Origin of the sequence: Cryobacterium sp. N19 (assembly GCF_002929595.1) — a bacterium.
GTDB classification, from domain to species: Bacteria; Actinomycetota; Actinomycetes; order Actinomycetales; family Microbacteriaceae; genus Cryobacterium; species Cryobacterium flavum.
This window is the reverse complement of the sequence record NZ_PJJR01000054.1, coordinates 487,619-502,290: the sequence shown is the minus strand read 5'-3', so window position 1 is coordinate 502,290 and position 14,672 is coordinate 487,619. Positions and strand designations below refer to the sequence as shown.

The 14,672-nt window shown below is 61.4% G+C and carries 14 protein-coding genes; 3 read left to right on the top strand and 11 right to left on the bottom strand.

What is annotated here, in order from left to right:
• Positions 1 to 16: 16 nt before the first annotated feature.
• The 5 genes from CXY78_RS20405 to pxpA are packed head-to-tail and all read right to left on the bottom strand — an operon-like array spanning position 17 to position 4,320.
• Positions 17 to 982 (bottom strand): biotin-dependent carboxyltransferase family protein, encoded by a 966-nt coding sequence (locus tag CXY78_RS20405; protein ID WP_092339580.1) that lies wholly within the window; start codon positions 980 to 982, stop codon positions 17 to 19.
• Complete coding sequence (locus tag CXY78_RS20400) at positions 972 to 1,865, bottom strand: allophanate hydrolase subunit 1 (protein ID WP_092339579.1); 894 nt, start codon at positions 1,863 to 1,865, stop codon at positions 972 to 974. The genes CXY78_RS20405 and CXY78_RS20400 overlap by 11 nt, the downstream gene beginning before the upstream one ends.
• Positions 1,862 to 3,355, bottom strand: a complete 1,494-nt coding sequence (locus tag CXY78_RS20395) for an acetyl/propionyl/methylcrotonyl-CoA carboxylase subunit alpha (RefSeq protein WP_233206259.1) — start codon at positions 3,353 to 3,355, stop codon at positions 1,862 to 1,864. Before CXY78_RS20395 ends, CXY78_RS20400 begins: the two co-directional genes overlap by 4 nt.
• Positions 3,303 to 3,539, bottom strand: a complete 237-nt coding sequence (locus tag CXY78_RS20390) for an acetyl-CoA carboxylase (RefSeq protein WP_092339577.1) — start codon at positions 3,537 to 3,539, stop codon at positions 3,303 to 3,305. Before CXY78_RS20390 ends, CXY78_RS20395 begins: the two co-directional genes overlap by 53 nt.
• 43 nt (positions 3,540 to 3,582) lie before the next feature.
• Positions 3,583 to 4,320, bottom strand: a complete 738-nt coding sequence (pxpA, locus tag CXY78_RS20385) for a 5-oxoprolinase subunit PxpA (RefSeq protein WP_092339576.1) — start codon at positions 4,318 to 4,320, stop codon at positions 3,583 to 3,585.
• A 98-nt stretch (positions 4,321 to 4,418) separates the two neighbouring features.
• Between pxpA and CXY78_RS20380 the strand changes: the two genes are divergently transcribed.
• Positions 4,419 to 5,885, top strand: a complete 1,467-nt coding sequence (locus CXY78_RS20380; RefSeq protein WP_158252866.1) for a PucR family transcriptional regulator — start codon at positions 4,419 to 4,421, stop codon at positions 5,883 to 5,885.
• Between the two features lie 65 nt (positions 5,886 to 5,950).
• Here the strand turns inward: CXY78_RS20380 and CXY78_RS20375 are convergent, their stop codons facing one another.
• The 3 genes from CXY78_RS20375 to CXY78_RS20365 form a co-directional block, all read right to left on the bottom strand.
• A complete protein-coding gene (locus CXY78_RS20375) occupies positions 5,951 to 7,339 on the bottom strand; it encodes a cytosine permease (RefSeq protein WP_104090974.1) in 1,389 nt (462 codons plus the stop codon).
• A gap of 255 nt (positions 7,340 to 7,594) precedes the next feature.
• A complete protein-coding gene (locus CXY78_RS20370; protein WP_104090972.1) occupies positions 7,595 to 9,589 on the bottom strand; it encodes a hydantoinase B/oxoprolinase family protein in 1,995 nt (664 codons plus the stop codon).
• Positions 9,590 to 11,626: a hydantoinase/oxoprolinase family protein gene (locus tag CXY78_RS20365; RefSeq protein WP_104090970.1), complete on the bottom strand. Its 2,037-nt coding sequence runs from the start codon at positions 11,624 to 11,626 to the stop codon at positions 9,590 to 9,592.
• Positions 11,627 to 11,813: 187 nt separating this feature from the next.
• Between CXY78_RS20365 and CXY78_RS20360 the strand changes: the two genes are divergently transcribed.
• A complete protein-coding gene (locus tag CXY78_RS20360) occupies positions 11,814 to 13,394 on the top strand; it encodes a helix-turn-helix domain-containing protein (RefSeq protein ID WP_233206258.1) in 1,581 nt (526 codons plus the stop codon).
• 8 nt (positions 13,395 to 13,402) lie between these two features.
• On the opposite strand, the gene CXY78_RS20355 is transcribed toward CXY78_RS20360, so the two are convergent.
• Together CXY78_RS20355 and CXY78_RS20350 are read right to left on the bottom strand one after the other, a co-directional pair.
• Positions 13,403 to 13,681: a cupin domain-containing protein gene (locus CXY78_RS20355; RefSeq protein ID WP_092339570.1), complete on the bottom strand. Its 279-nt coding sequence runs from the start codon at positions 13,679 to 13,681 to the stop codon at positions 13,403 to 13,405.
• A 42-nt stretch (positions 13,682 to 13,723) separates the two neighbouring features.
• On the bottom strand, positions 13,724 to 14,080 hold the full coding sequence (locus CXY78_RS20350; protein ID WP_369827372.1) for a hypothetical protein: 357 nt from the start codon (positions 14,078 to 14,080) through the stop codon (positions 13,724 to 13,726).
• Between the two features lie 53 nt (positions 14,081 to 14,133).
• On the opposite strand from CXY78_RS20350, the gene CXY78_RS21145 reads away from it, so the two are divergent.
• Positions 14,134 to 14,307, top strand: coding sequence for a hypothetical protein (locus CXY78_RS21145; protein ID WP_158253371.1), 174 nt, complete (start codon positions 14,134 to 14,136; stop codon positions 14,305 to 14,307).
• Here the strand turns inward: CXY78_RS21145 and CXY78_RS20345 are convergent.
• Positions 14,304 to 14,591, bottom strand: coding sequence for a hypothetical protein (locus tag CXY78_RS20345; RefSeq protein WP_199182655.1), 288 nt, complete (start codon positions 14,589 to 14,591; stop codon positions 14,304 to 14,306). The two genes, CXY78_RS21145 and CXY78_RS20345, sit on opposite strands and share 4 nt — an antisense overlap.
• Positions 14,592 to 14,672 lie beyond the last annotated feature (81 nt).

Here is a 14,672-nt window from a genome sequence, read left to right as displayed (position 1 = left end):
AGCTCACGGTGGGCCGCTACGACCAGATCCTGGCAGCCCGGACAGTGTTTGCCGCCCGTGCAGCGAGCGCCTGCTCCATCGTCACGGCCACAAAGTGGGTCTTCGTGCCTGGAGAACAGCGGGCCACCAGGTCCATGTCCGCGGAGATAACCGTGGCGACCATGGCGTAGCCCCCGCCGGAGACGGCGTCCCGATGCAGAATGATGGGCTGGGTGCCTCCGGGAATCTGGATGGAGCCGACGGCGTACCCGGCGTCAACGATGTTGGACGGGTCCTGACCGGCACCAAACGGTTGTTCGCGGTCCTTCCATTCCACACCGGGTCCGCTGTAGCGAAGACCCATGCGGTCGGCCACCGGAGTGAGCACCCATTCGCTATTTAGCAAGCTGTCCAGCCCCGTGTGAGAGAGCAGGTGGTCGTACAGTCCGAGCATAACCCGCACAGTCACGTCCTTGGAGAAGGCCGGACGGTCCTCGATTTCAATGAACTGCAGCGCAGGCAAGCCGTTGTCGATCGCTGCGCCGACCGGAACGAGATCACCCGCAGCGAGCGCACGCCCGTCAACCCCACCGATCGCTCCGATCGGATAGGTCGACCGCGAACCGAGCACTTCGGGAACATCGATTCCGCCGTGCACGGCGATGAAATACTTCGTGCCGCCCTTGATCACACCGAACTTCAGTTCATTACCGGCGAGAAGCTCGAGTCGTTCGTATTCGGGTACGAGTTCCCCATTGACGAAGACGTCCACCGGCGCACCGGTCACGGCGATGATGGCATCGGTCGTGGAAATTAGTTTGGGGCCGATATAGGTGCACTCAAGCACTGCCTCGCGCGCCGTATTGCCGACGAGCCGGTTGGCCAAGGTGGCCGAATACTGATCCATCGAACCACCCTGCGGGATGCCAAACCGGTAGTAACCGATTCGTCCCTGGTCTTGGACGGTGGTGGAGAGACCGGGTTCGAGAATGTCAAATGCCATTGAGTGCCTCCAAGAGTGACGACTTGTAACCGTCGGGGTCGGTCAAGGCCTCACCCAGGTCGAACGCGATTGGTGCCTGGCGATACCGGAAGGTTCCGGCGTCGACCTCGGCGCGGATGCGCCGATACTCCGTTTCGTCGATTGGCTTGAATTTCACGATGTCCCCCGGTTTGAAGAAGATCATAAAGTCGTAGAAATCGACCAACGTTTGGGACGGGTCAAAGATCGGAGCGGCCGCTATCCCGAACATCTGGTAGCCGCCGGCGCCGCGCACCGAGTAGATGCAGCTGAAGCAGCCGCCATAGCCCACGGTCAGCGCCGGCGTGTCCGTACGGGGGCTCAGATATTTGGGCACCTCGAGTTGTTGCTCGCGCGGGGCTAGCTGGAAGAGAAAAGGGAGACCGGCGACAAAACCCACCATGGAAACCAACCAGGGTGATTCGTGATGCCGCTTGATGAACTCCTCGGCATTGGCCAGTCCATTGACCTCGGCGGCATAGTCGAGGTCGTTGCCCTCGGGCCGCTGGTGATAACCCTCACGGAATCGGGCCCCGGTTTCATTCGTGTACGGGTCGTTATACCAGACCGGAATCTCGATGATGCGTGTTTCGAGTACCTTGTCGGTCGAGGCCCGCACCTCGTCCTCGAGCGTGTGCACCACGTTTTCGAGCTCCTGCCAGGGCAGAATATCCGGGTCGAACCGCACCAGTAGCGAGGCGTTGGCCGGGCAGATATCCACGATCCCCGCGAGCTCGCGCGCTTCCAAAGCATTGGCGATGCTGTTTGAGATGAAGTTTGCTTCGAGCGACATGCCCTCAGCGATTTCAATGAAGAGAAACTCATCGCCGCCCCATGTGTATCGGGCTGTGGTCTGCTGCGTCATTCGGCATCTCCCGTTGAGTCCGGAATCGTTGAGTCCAGAAACGATTCGATGTACTTGGTATGGTGTTTGACGTCCGCGAAATCGGGCAGCCCCACGAGGGAACTGAGCAGCCCAATCGTCGATTTGACTCCGTCAATGTGTGCTTCGTCCAAGGCGCGCGCCGACCGAGCGATGGCCAGTTCACGAGTTGGCGCCCAGACAATGATCTTGCCCAGGAGGGAGTCATAGAACGGAGCCACGGTCTTGCCGGAGATAAAGCCGAAATCGGCCCTCACGCCGGCTCCCCCGGGCAGGTTCATGGTCTTGATGAGGCCGGGGCTGGGCATGAAGTTGTTGTCTGGGTCCTCCGCATTGATGCGGAATTCGAGCGCGTGGCCAGAGAACGTCACGTCACTTTGGGTAATATCGAGCTTCTCCCCCGCGGCAATTCGCAGTTGTTCACGAACCAGGTCCATGCCCGTAATGGCCTCTGTGATGGTGTGTTCGACCTGGATACGGGTGTTCATCTCGATGAAGGCGACCTCATGGCTGAACGGATCATAAAGAAATTCCACCGTACCCACGCCGACGTAATTCGCCTTGCGCGCCAGCTCAACCGAGGAGTCTCGCATCCGTTCGCGAACCTCGTCTGGTAGCCCGGGCGCGGGTGCTTCCTCAAGAATTTTCTGCTGCCGGCGCTGCATCGAGCAGTCTCGGTCTCCAAGATGCACGAAGGTCTCACCGTCCCCCAATATCTGCACTTCGACGTGGCGTGCCCTGGTGACAAATTTTTCGAAGTAGACGTCAGCCGAGTTGAAAGCGCCCAGCGCCTCGGCCTGCGCGATCTCGACGGTCCCGCGCAACTGTGCTGGGTCTTCAACCAAGCGGATGCCGCGCCCCCCGCCGCCAGCGGAGGCCTTGACCACGAGGGGGTAACCGATTCGTGCCGCGATCGCTTCAAGGTCGTCATCGTCGCGAAGCGCCGTTTCCGTGCCTGGAAGGGTTGGCACACCGGCGTCGATTGCGGCTCGGCGTGCGCGAGACTTGTCACCCATCAGTTCGATCGACTCCGGAGATGGGCCAACCCACGTCAGCCCGGCAGCAATCACCTTGCGAGCGAATTCAGCATTTTCCGATAGAAAGCCGTAGCCGGGATGGACGGCATCAGCGCCGCTGTCGAGGGCTGCTTTGAGTACGGCGTCGTGGTTGAGATAGCTGAGGCCGGCGGGAGCCGGCCCGACCACGATCGCCTCATCCGCGAGATCAGCGGCTAGGGATGTCTTGTCAGCTTCGCTCACGACGGCAACGGTCACGATGCCCATTTCTCGAGCGGTGCGAATGATTCGAACGGCAATTTCGCCGCGATTGGCGATGAGGAGTTTCTTCATTGGCTCTTCCAGTGAGTCGAGGGAAACGGTCAAAGGTAAGGAGGGTGCCGCAGCGCCACCCCGGAGGCAGTCAAGACGTAATGGCGATAACGTCACCGGGGTTGACGACCCCGAAGTCTTCAATTTCGAATTTTTCGAGGACACCGTCGAATTCGGCGCGAACCTCACTGAATTGCTTCATGATCTCGACGAGGCCAATGGTCTGGCCGGCCGAAACCGTGTCGCCTTCATTGACGTAGGGTTCCTTGCCAGGGCCCGGCTTTCGGTAGAAGATGCCGGGGAGGGGGGAGATGATCTGGTGGCTCATGGGTTCACTTTCGTCGGGCTGGGGTGGGGTGGGGTGCGCGGATTTACCGGCCGAGCGCCTCGCGCACGGCCTGGGCAACAGCCGGTGAATTTGATGTGTCCGAATGAATACAAATGGAGCCGAAGGGGATTTCGAGGATCGTTTCATCGTTAGCGAGCACCTTGCCGTCCTCGAGTACCCGGCGCACGCGGGCCGCTGCCTTCTGTGGGTCGGTATTCTCGGGGCGCCGCTGAATGATCAGCCCTCCCTCGGCGTTGTAGTCAAGGTCCACGTAGAGTTCGGCGACGAATTCGACGCCCTCCCGCTCGGCTACCGTCTGATGGGCACTTCCGGCCAAACCGAAGATGGGCACGCCGTATGACTGGGCGACAGCGACCGCTCCCTGCATGAGCGCTTCGTCACGGGCGAGCATTCCGTACAGGGAACCGTGCGGCTTGATGTGGTTGAGGGGCAGGTCGTACTTGTGCAGAAAACCGACGAGCGCGCCAACCTGGTATCGAATCATGGATTCCACTTCGGAGGGCATGAGCTTCATCTCACGACGTCCGAAGCCGACCAGGTCGGGCAGCCCAGGGTGCGCTCCGACGCGCACGCCGTGCTCCTTGGCGAGCCGAACGGTGGCCTCCATCGCGTCGGGGTCTCCGGAATGAAAGCCGCACGCAACGTTCGCCACGTCGACCAGCCGCATAAGAGCTTCGTCATTGCCAAAGCTGTGAATGCCGAGGGATTCCCCCATATCGGAATTCAGGGTGATGTTCGAGTTGCTGTTCACGTCGTCCATAACTCCACGCTACGGGCCCGAGACAGCACGGCCCAGTAGGCATCTGCACTAAGCTTGCGAAAAACTTTGTGCAAACCGCCTAGAGAATGGAACTCGAGATGCGCGTGGTCGACCTGCTCCTGGAGCGATCCCTGCAGCTCTTGTTGCAGACGCCGTCGTCGGAACTGCACCTGGCCACCGAGCTCAGCGGATGCGCACCGACCGAACTCATGGATCCCACACCGTTCCTGGATCCACACTCACTCCTGCTCACCAGCGGAATCGGTATGAACTTTTCCGACGAACGCACCTGGGATGCTTTCGTGGAACGCCTCGCCGAGGTGCCCGTCTCGGCCATCGTCTTCGCTACCGGGATGGCCCATCGTGCCCTGCCGCCCGGCCTCATCGCCGCCTGCACCAAGCATGATGTCCCGCTGCTGGAGGTTCCAGCGGCGGTTCCTCCGCTGCAGGTGAATCGCTTCATCGAGAGCGTCATGCAAGCGGAGCGTCTGGCCGTGGTCAATCGGGGTTGGACCCTCGCCGACGAGTGCGCCCGTCTTGCTAACCAGGATGCCGAGGTTGTCACCCTGCTGGCCACCGTCTTCAACGTGATCCAGTCGCCCCTGGCCGTGTACGACGCCTACGGCACGGTCATCGCCCAGTATCCGGCGCTCGCAACCTGGACGACCGGAATCAGGACGAAGCCTCAAGTGGGGGTGCTGAGCATTCCCCTGCCGATGGGTCTCAATAATCCCTGCCGTCTGGCCATTAGAGAGAAGGACAGCGAGAGTCAGCTCGCCTCCCTCCTGGGTCCGGTCGCCTCCATCATCGCGCTGCAGCTCAACAGGTCCGTGATCGTCGATGCCAGCCGTCAGCACGAAATCAAGAACTTTGTGATCGCGTGCGAGTCCTGGGAGGAAGCTACCCACCTTGACGTGAGGCGAGCGTTTGCCGACATCGGCCTGGATGCGCGAGTGGCAACATCCGTTCTGGTCGCGGATATGAGTGGGGAGCTGGCGTCGACATCCTGGCAGTTGCGAGTTGCCCTGCACGAGAAGTTTCAGACCCTTCGGGTTACCGAGTTCAGCGACCGATTGGTCGCCTTTGCGCAGAACCCACGCATGGACTTCGACGAGGCCGTCGAGCGGCTGTTGCACATTCACGACCGGCAACCGCTGGTTGTGAAGGGGCCGACACTGAGTCTGTTTGAGCTTCGGCTGTCTGTCGTGCACGCACTCCAGCTCGTGCAGGGGATCGACCGCCCCCAGCTCGCCCCGGCGCTGGGCCTCAGCGCCGTCGTCACCGCCACCGCTGGGCGCGGAGCGAAAGAAGCGGCACGCAAGTTTCTGGCACCGCTCTGGGAACACGATCTGAAACGTGCCGGCCCGTTGGTCGAGACTCTGCGCGCTTATCTCGACAATGACGCGCAGCCGTCCAAGACCTGCAGCGCCCTGTTCATTCACCGTAACTCGCTGAACTACCGACTGCGAAAGATCGAGACCCTGCTGCGCTTGAACCTGGGCTCCGTCGAGGGCCAGGCGACGTGCCTCATCGCTCTTCGGTTGGTTGATCTGGGCGAAAAATAAACCGGCGTGGGAACGCCCAAGGGCGTTCCCACGCCGGTCGGCAGCGCAAGCAGACGGTGCTGCTGCTAGGCGACCGTCGTCACCAGCGCGGTCTTGGCCGTCGTGGCGTTCCACAGCAAGGCATAGACAGCGGATGCCACAACGGCCGTCAATATGGGGCCCCACGTGGCGCCGACACCGGCCAGGTCGGGGTTGAGCAGGCCCAACTGCAGCATGATGATGCCGGTCACTGTCGCGATAACCCAGGCGATGAGTCCCGAGTTGTTGAACTTGCGGTAGTGCACGTCGTCGAGCATTCCGTGTTCCTGGCTGAGTCCGCGGGTGATCAGAATGTGGGTCACGGCGATCGCGACCCAGGCTGTGACCAGCACGCCCTGCCAGGCCAACGCCAGCAGGATGTACTTCACGATGGGCAGGAGCATCAGGAGAAAGATGATCACCGAGGAGGTCAGCACCCAGACTAGGTTGGGCAGCTTGATCCGAAAGACCCGTTCGCCAAAGGACTTGAGGTTGGCAGCGCCCAGGTAGTAGTTGGCGGTGTTGATGCGGGTCTGGGAGACGAAAACGACGATGAGTCCCAGAATCCCCATCATTGAAACGATGCCGCCGGCGATTCCCGTCTCCGACGCCTCAAGTCCGGGGATGGTGAAGGTGAGAAAGATGCCGACGCAGGCGCTGAAACCGTAGGCGAGAATGTAGAACGCCCAACCGAAGCTCCAGCGCTGGTGAAATTTCGTATCCTGGCGCTTGCCGAGAGCGGCGTAATCAATGGTGAACATCATCATGATCCACACACCCATGTAGGCGGCAAAGGTGGCGAGCCAGCCCGGCCCACCCATCGTCACGGCCAGTCCCGATTCAGGCTGCTGGGTAAGCCAGGTGCTGCTGAAGCCGTACTGCACACCGGCCCATACGACGGCTGCGATGAGCCCGCCGACGTAGATCGGCAAGAGCCATCCGTTGAGCTTGTCGAGGAATCGGCGGGCACCACCGAGAATCAGCGGTGTGGAGTACGCCACGACAATCAGGTACCACATCCACATCTCACCGCCGAATGCCACCTGGAAGGCGTAGGCGACGATCGAGCCTTCGAACACGGCGTAGTAAATGGCGACGAGAGCGAAGATGATGGTCGCGATCGCTGACCCCGCAGTGCCGAGGATTGTGCGGGAGAAGAGCGCGACCGTGGTGCGGTTATTGATGGCGTACTTCGCAAGGACGCGGTTGATCAGGCCGTACGCCACGATGGTGAGCACCAGTCCAATCAGTGCGTCTTTGGTGCCGTAGGCCACGGCCAGGGCGGCCCCGATATAGACGAAAAACATAGCACTGGCGACGCCGTACCATGCCATTGACAGTGACCCTTTAGTCATCTGATCGTCGTCGTTGCCCTCGCGATAGAGGGCATCCGTCGCCTCAACAGTACTGTTACTGCCGGTCAAATTCACGTTCACTAGGTACCTCCATTAGGGCCGGTGACGGCCGGCAAAATGTTTCGTGATTGGTCCTACAAAATACGAAATTCCAGGTGCAGCAAAAGTAGTGAACACCGCCGTCGTCTCTGCCGACGGGCCCACGACTCATGGCCCTCCAGCAAGTATGTGAACGACCTGTGGATCCAAACCAGTAGGCAAGTGCAAGAAAGATCAGCCAATGTCCGTGCAGATGCACAAGAGTTCACACTGAGGCTGAACGAAAATCCAGCTGGATCAGGCTGGCACGACCGGCCAGTGCGATGAGGAACGTCGTTCCATCAGTGCGCGATGTTCCCGAGTCGTCGTAGCGAAGAGCTCGCCGGTACCCCAGTCGAGAATGACGCCGTAGCGACGGATGACGTCGAGCATGTCGATGTCGCCGCTGATGTACCTGGCCGAGACCGTAGCGGGGTCTTCAGCCAGCCACCCGAGACGGTGCGCAGCGATATCGTGTCGAAGCTCCACGCTCGCCGCTTCGTCGACCTCGTAGGCGTCCAAGTCGGGATCGATGGCCGTAATAACCACGCCGTAGTCTTTGGCTGCTCGCCCGACGGATACGTAGCCGTCGATGACATCGTCGAGCACCTCCAGATAGGTGCGCTCGAGTGGGTCACCGTAGCCGCCTCCGCCGGCCGACGGCCGCACGAACGAGTCGCCGGATTGCACCGGAACGGAGGAAAAGTTGGAGCCGAGGAAGTGTTCGCCCTCGGTGCCCTTGTTCAGCCAGACCCCGTGCGGAATCGATGGGAGCCCGCCCTCGATCCCCCAGGTGATGGAGCGTGCCCGGTCGCAGCAATAGCTCATGACCGCATTCTGAGCGTCGGTGAGCATGCCACCCTTCTCAATGCCGACACCGCCGCGAAAGCGTCCTGGGCCGCCCGAATCCATGCCGATCTGGTGCATCGAGGTCAGCACCGGCGAGAGGCGTTCCTGACCCTCGACCGGCTGAACGGCGAGGCCGGCTCCGAAGACCGGCGCCGTTGCGCCGCTGCCGTCCTTGCTGGCCCGGCCGCCCCAACCGCCGGCCATCCAGTCGTACCACATGAAGTAGGGGCTGTCCTCGGTTCGGCCGTCCTTTCCGCCGACGAGCAGATACTCCAGGTTGAACGCGCAGGCCATGGCCCGCTCCGGCATGATCTTGGACCAGATCTCGAAGATGCCGTTCATGAGTTTCTCGTACGGTCCGGAGCAGAAGCCGGTCACGGCGTTCGGCCAGCCGGCGTTGACGACCGTGCCTTCCGGGCCGATGTCGGCGGTGACGGCCGCATAGAAGCCAGAGTTCAGCGGGACATCCGGAAAGAATGTTTTCGTTCCGGCGTAAATTGCCGAGAATGTCGTGCCGTAACCGGAGTTCAAAAACGTCGCCACGACCGGGGCCGATCCGGCCAGGTCGTAGTGAATGCCGTTGGCATCGATGGTCAGCTTGATTTTGATCGGCACCAGCCCTTCCTCCTTGCCCGGGTCGTTGTCCATGTAGTCCGTGGTTTCCCAGACCCCGTGCGGCAGGCCCTCCAGGCGGCGTCGAACGGTGCGTTCCACGTAGTCCTGGGTTTCCTGCATGGCGTGCAGCACTGTGGCCTTGGAATACCGGTCGACGAGACGCAGGATCTCTCGTTCGCACACGGCCGTCGCTTCGGACTGGGCGTGTAGGTCGCCCATCGCCTGGCGCGGTGCACGGGTGTTTGAGACGAGCAGCTGGGCGACGTCGTGCAGGAACACACCACGGCTCCAGATGCGTACGGGAGTGATTCGCAGCCCCTCACCGAAGTGCTCCTTGGCGTTCACATCGAACGAACCGGGCACGTTGCCGCCGATATCGGCCCAGTGGCCCTTGTTCTGGGCGAAAGCGATGACCTCACCACCCGAGAAGATCGGGCGGATAAAGCTCACGTCGTTGAAGTGGGTTCCGCCTCGATACGGATCGTTGATCGCGAAGACGTCACCGGGATTGATATCGGTCCCGAACTCCTCAAGCACGGCCTTGCACTGAAAATGCAGGGTACCCACGTGCACGGCGATATCCCCGCTGCCCTGCATCACCGTGTTCCCAGCGGCATCACACAGTGCCGATGAGAAATCCCGGGAGTAGATCACGAAGGAGTAGCAGGTACGCAGAATCTGCTCGCTCATCAGGTCGACGCTGGTGGCGAAGGCGTTCTTGAGCACCTCAAAGGTCACCGGATCCAGCGCGGTGGTGGGCGCGAGCGGTACCGCGATCGTTCCAGACATTTAGATCTCCTCCAGGTGGATGAGAATATTCATCCACTCGTCTATAACTGCGGTCGTATTCGGCGGAATGACGGTGGTGGAGTCGAACTGGTCGATGACGGCGGGGCCGCTGAACATGGCGCCGGCCGGCATGTCGTCTCGATCGAACACCGGGGTGTCCACCCAGCCCAGTTCTCCGAAGTACACGGGGCGAATTTCGCGCGGAGTTCCGGGATCTGCGTTAAGTTCCACGGCCGGCTTGAAGGACGGCTTTGGAGTTTTTCCTATGGCCGTCAGGTGCAGCTGGTAGACCTCGACCGGCTGATCTTTCTGGCTGAAAGCGAACTCACGCTCGTGCTGTTCGTGGAACGTTTCGACCGCCTCGGCGAGGGCGCCCAGCCCCGAGCCGATGCTGACCGAAAGCGAACGCCACTGGCCCAGGTAGCGCATGGAGATCTGCCGCTGCAGCAGGGCGTTCTCGTCCGCAACGCGTTCCTGACGCAAGCGGGCCATCGCTTCGGACTCGAGCGAGACGTACATACCCTCGAGCGCTTCGGTGTCGGCATCCGCTGCAATTCCGGTGAACATGCTGGACAGGTCGTGACGAATATCCACGAGCAGACAGCCCAGAGCGGATGCGACGCCCGGGTTCGGCGGAATGATGACCGTTGGTATGTTCAATTCACGAGCCACCTCTGCCCCGTGCAGGGCGCCTGCTCCGCCAAAGGCGACGAGCGCGAAGTCGCGGGGGTCGTGCCCTCGGCGGATGGAAACCAAGCGCACAGCATCGGCCATGTTGGCGTTGGCAACCTGGATTACCGCATGGGCGGCTTCAGCGATCGGCATGTTGAGCGGGTCTGCGATGACCTTCTTGATCGCCTCGGTCGCGAGTGCCTTGTTCAGATTCTTCGCGCCTCCCGCGAGCGACGTGCCCAGACGGTTCAGCACCACGTTGGCGTCGGAGTTCGTCGGCTGGTCGCCGCCGGTGTCGTAGCACGCCGGGCCGGGATCGGCGCCAGCGGACTGGGGACCGTTCCGCAGGGATCCGGCAATGTCAATATAGGCGAGCGAGCCACCACCGGCCCCAATCGTCAGCACATCAATGCTGGGAAAGATGATCGGGTGCCCGTATTCAACCTGCCATTCCTTGGTGATGCGCAGTTCGCCTCCGCTGACCAACGCGATGTCCGTGGAGGTTCCGCCCATGTCGAGGCCCACCGCGTTTTCGTAACCGCACTGCTGGGCGACATGCTTGGCTGCGATCGCGCCAGCCGCGATCCCCGACGCTGCCAGGCGAACCGGATAGCGCTCGACCATTCGGGGCGTCATCGACCCTCCGCCCGAGTGCAGCACCAGCAGGTCTCCCTTGTAGCCGCCGGCCTTGAGCTGGTCGGAAAGACGGTTGACGTACCCAGAGACCAGCGGAGCGAGAACGGCGTTGGCGACGGTCGTGTTGAACCGGTCGTGTTCGAAAATTTCGGGAAGAATTTCGGCCGAGGTTGATACCGTCGCGTTGGGCAGTTCTTCCTCCAGGATTTCCCGCATGCGAATTTCGTTCTGCGGATTCGCGTAGGAATTCATGAAGCACACGGCGACGGTGTTGACGTTGCGCTTGCGCAGGAGCTGCGCGACCCGGCGGGCATCCGCTTCGTCGAGGGGCATGACCGTGTTGCCCGCGTAGTCGATGCGCTCAGTGACTTCAAAGCGATCGCGTCGGCGAATGTACGGTCCGGAGACATCCTTGTACGCGTCCCACAGGTCGTCCTTGGTTCCATCACGAATTTCAATGACGTCCCGAAACCCTCGGGTCGTCACCATCGCTGCCGGCGGAAAGTTACGGGTGATCAACGCATTCGTGGCCACGGTCGTGCCGTGCGAGAAGAGCGTGACATCTTCGAGGTCGATATTCGCGCGGGCCACACCGTTCATGACCGCGACGAGTGGGTCGTGCGGCGTCGACGGAACTTTGGTGACCCGGATTTTGTGCGATTCCTCGTCAAAAATACAAACGTCGGTAAAAGTACCGCCGACATCAACGGCGACTCGGACTTGCGACATGGGGTGTCCTCCGGACTGTTCAGGTTGTGGTCAAGTATGCGTACGGTCTCCGACCCTGTCACTGGATAGTGTGCAACGCTGATCGTCGTTTTTTGGATAAACTCCAAAACACGCGCGACTTTCGCCCGTTTCCGCCGCCAGGAAACAGGATGTTTACACGATGAGCCGCCTGAAATCGGGAGTTTCCTTGTCTTTAACACTCGGGGATGTCGTCAACGAGAAGGCCTTGGGTCTGACATCGGTGGTCGCTGGCGATCCGCACGGCATCGTCCTGGCCGCACGAACGAGCGAACTCGGCGACCCGGGGCGCTGGGTCGAGCCGAGGACGATCATGCTGACGACCGGGCTCCTGTTCATCGGCCACGAAAGAGATTACGCTCAGGCGCTGGCGTTGATCACGGACATGCGAGCCGCGCAGACCACCGCGATGTTCTTCGGTGTCGGCGTGCACTTCGAGGAGGTTCCGACGGCGCTGGTTGCGGCGGCACGATCGGAGAAATTTCCGCTGTACACCGTGGCCGCCGACGTTCCGTTTTATGCCATCGAAAACTTCGTCAACCAGTCCAAACTGTCGGCTGACGCCTACCTGCTCAAACGCGCGGCCTGGTTCATGAATGAACTTCTGCAGAGCATGTCAGCCGACCAGCCGATCGATGCGCTCATCGCCAAGCTGGCCTCCTCCTGCCGCGGATCGGCGGTGCTCTACGAGGACTCCGGTCGCGTTGTCGCTTCGTCCGGCGAAGGACCCATCCGCCTCATGTGGACCGAAATGCAGCGATCCGGGGGTGCTCAGGAACGGTTTACCGTTGGGCGGTGGGATGCGATCGGAAAGTCACTCGTCCTGCGCGGAAAGACCTACCGGCTCGTGCTCGCCAGTCGGAATTCCACGATGCTGAATGACCTCGGCGATGTGCTGCTGCAAACAACTCAGCGCCTCCTCGGCGCCATCAACGGGATCACCCAGATTGGGCTCTCCCGCGAGCTGTACGAAAACGCACAACTGCTGGTTACCCTGCAAGACGGAATCTCGCCCTCTCGCGAACATCGCTACTGGAATCGCATGAATCCGTTCCGCTTCACCGCTTACGAGCCGCTGCGCGCTGTCGCCATCTCCACGCTGTCCGGAGATCCTGCCGGTAAGCACCTGATCGAGGGACTGCTGCAAGAAGCTGCCCTAGGCGGCCTGGGCCTGCTCCTGGATGAGAATGGCGGGGGTTCCCGCACGATGGCGAGCATTCATGCCCTGGTCGCTGACTCTGCCGTGCTGGTGAATTGGCTGACCCTGGCCGGAACCGAACTCGTCGTCGGCACCTCGGAGCCGTTCAGCGAACTGGCCAGCACCCCGATGGCGTTCCGCGAGGCCGAGACGGCGCTGGAGATAGCGCGACGCCGCGCCACCCAGGCGGGCCGTCACCCCGGCGCGCAGCGCACCGTGGTGCGACTAGACGAAGTCGACCTGGCCAGTTGGCTGCTGGCACGGCGCGAAGCACCTCAGCTGGAGGACAAACTGCGCAAGTTTGTCGCAACCCTCAACCTGGACAGCGACCTGGTTGAAACCCTGATCGTCTATCTGGCCTTGGATCAGGATGTCGGACGAAGCGCTCGGCACCTGTACGTGCACGCCAACACGGTTCGGTATCGGCTACGCAAATGCGAGGAGTCGCTCGGCACGTCGATCAGCAGCACCGCCACCATTGCCAACCTCTACCTGGCGTTCCAGGATGATGTACTGGCTTTGCAGGACCAGATTGAATACCAGGCCGAGTAGGTGTTGTGTCAGGCGAGTTTTTCACATTCGACGAATTCGATGGTGCGCGCGCCGCGGTTCTCGACGGTGTGTTCGGCACCAGATGGCCGAGTGTAGCTCTGGCCGCTGCGAATTTCCGCGACGATCTCTGAGCCGTCGGCGTTGATCACGTGCATGGTTTCGCTCACGAGGGGCACGACCACATATTCATATTCGTGCACGTGCATGGGAATGGCGTCTCCGGGTTCAATCGTCCACTTGGTCACGCGAAAAATACCGTTGTCAATTTGAGTCTCACTGGTGGCCATGAGTTCCCCTTGCTCGTGTAGCGGACAGTACAGCGATCCTACTCAGGGTAAGACGGGAACGACGCGGGCTACGCGGCGCCAGCGGCGGCATCCGCTCGTGACGCCGACCCCACCGGCGAACGGTGCGGAGAAGATGACGTAGCGTATCGACCGCTTGCGAAGGCCGTGCTCGATCGACTGGGTGAGCACGTTGCGGGTGGCTTTCAGCGGGCCAGCCGAGCGGTCAGGGGTGAAGCCGAGGTCCTTCAACACGCCGTAGGCGAATAGGAACATCACCAAGAGCACCCGCGCACGCAACGGGAACGGCACGCGGAGGTTGGTAGCCTGGGCGATCACCCCGCCGAGCACCGAGCCGGTGAACATGGCGATTCCGGTCACCACGAGGCCACGGCCGAACACGGCCTCGAGGCTTCATCGGAGCGCCGCTGCTGCTCTCGGCGCTCATCGGAACCATGTTCGGCATCAACGATTCACAGTCGACCTGGTCCGGCCTCACCGTCATTCCGATCGCCCTGTGGGAGTTCTCGCTGGGCGTCTACCTGGTCGTGAAGGGCTTCAAGCCCTCCCCCATCACGGCCGGTATGACGGATGCTGCCACCACGCGCATCTCGGACGCCTCCCTCTAAACCTGAACGGCGAAGGTCGCGGCCGGGCCCACATTGGGTCCGGCCGTTTCGGTGCGAGCGGTCTGCGTCATCACAGACGTACGAGGATCGGCGATGGGCTTGTCGGTGAAAGTGGCGAAAAAGTCCCGGGTGAGCACCATGAGGTAGAGGTTCTCCTCGATCACGATGCAGGCGACATTCTCATCGGTGAACACCGGGTTGATGTGCCAGCCGAGGGCCTCGAAAAAAGTCTTCGACCGGTCCAGGTCACTCGTGGAGAGGTTGACGAAGATGCAGGTAACCACGCTGGCTCCTATGTCGGTCGAAGGCGATCCGTTGACCTACGGTCCTGCCAACATAGTTGTTCAAACACGCAGGCTGTCAAG

Coding starts and splice junctions, on each gene's coding strand:
- CXY78_RS20355 (WP_092339570.1), bottom strand. CDS start 13,681: ATGGCCACCAGTGAGACTCAAATTGACAACGGTATTTTTCGCGTGACC.
- CXY78_RS20400 (WP_092339579.1), bottom strand. CDS start 1,865: ATGACGCAGCAGACCACAGCCCGATACACATGGGGCGGCGATGAGTTT.
- CXY78_RS20370 (WP_104090972.1), bottom strand. CDS start 9,589: ATGTCTGGAACGATCGCGGTACCGCTCGCGCCCACCACCGCGCTGGAT.
- CXY78_RS20380 (WP_158252866.1), top strand. CDS start 4,419: ATGCGCGTGGTCGACCTGCTCCTGGAGCGATCCCTGCAGCTCTTGTTG.
- CXY78_RS20365 (WP_104090970.1), bottom strand. CDS start 11,626: ATGTCGCAAGTCCGAGTCGCCGTTGATGTCGGCGGTACTTTTACCGAC.
- CXY78_RS20390 (WP_092339577.1), bottom strand. CDS start 3,539: ATGAGCCACCAGATCATCTCCCCCCTCCCCGGCATCTTCTACCGAAAG.
- CXY78_RS20405 (WP_092339580.1), bottom strand. CDS start 982: ATGGCATTTGACATTCTCGAACCCGGTCTCTCCACCACCGTCCAAGAC.
- pxpA (WP_092339576.1), bottom strand. CDS start 4,320: ATGGACGACGTGAACAGCAACTCGAACATCACCCTGAATTCCGATATG.
- CXY78_RS21145 (WP_158253371.1), top strand. CDS start 14,134: ATGTTCGGCATCAACGATTCACAGTCGACCTGGTCCGGCCTCACCGTC.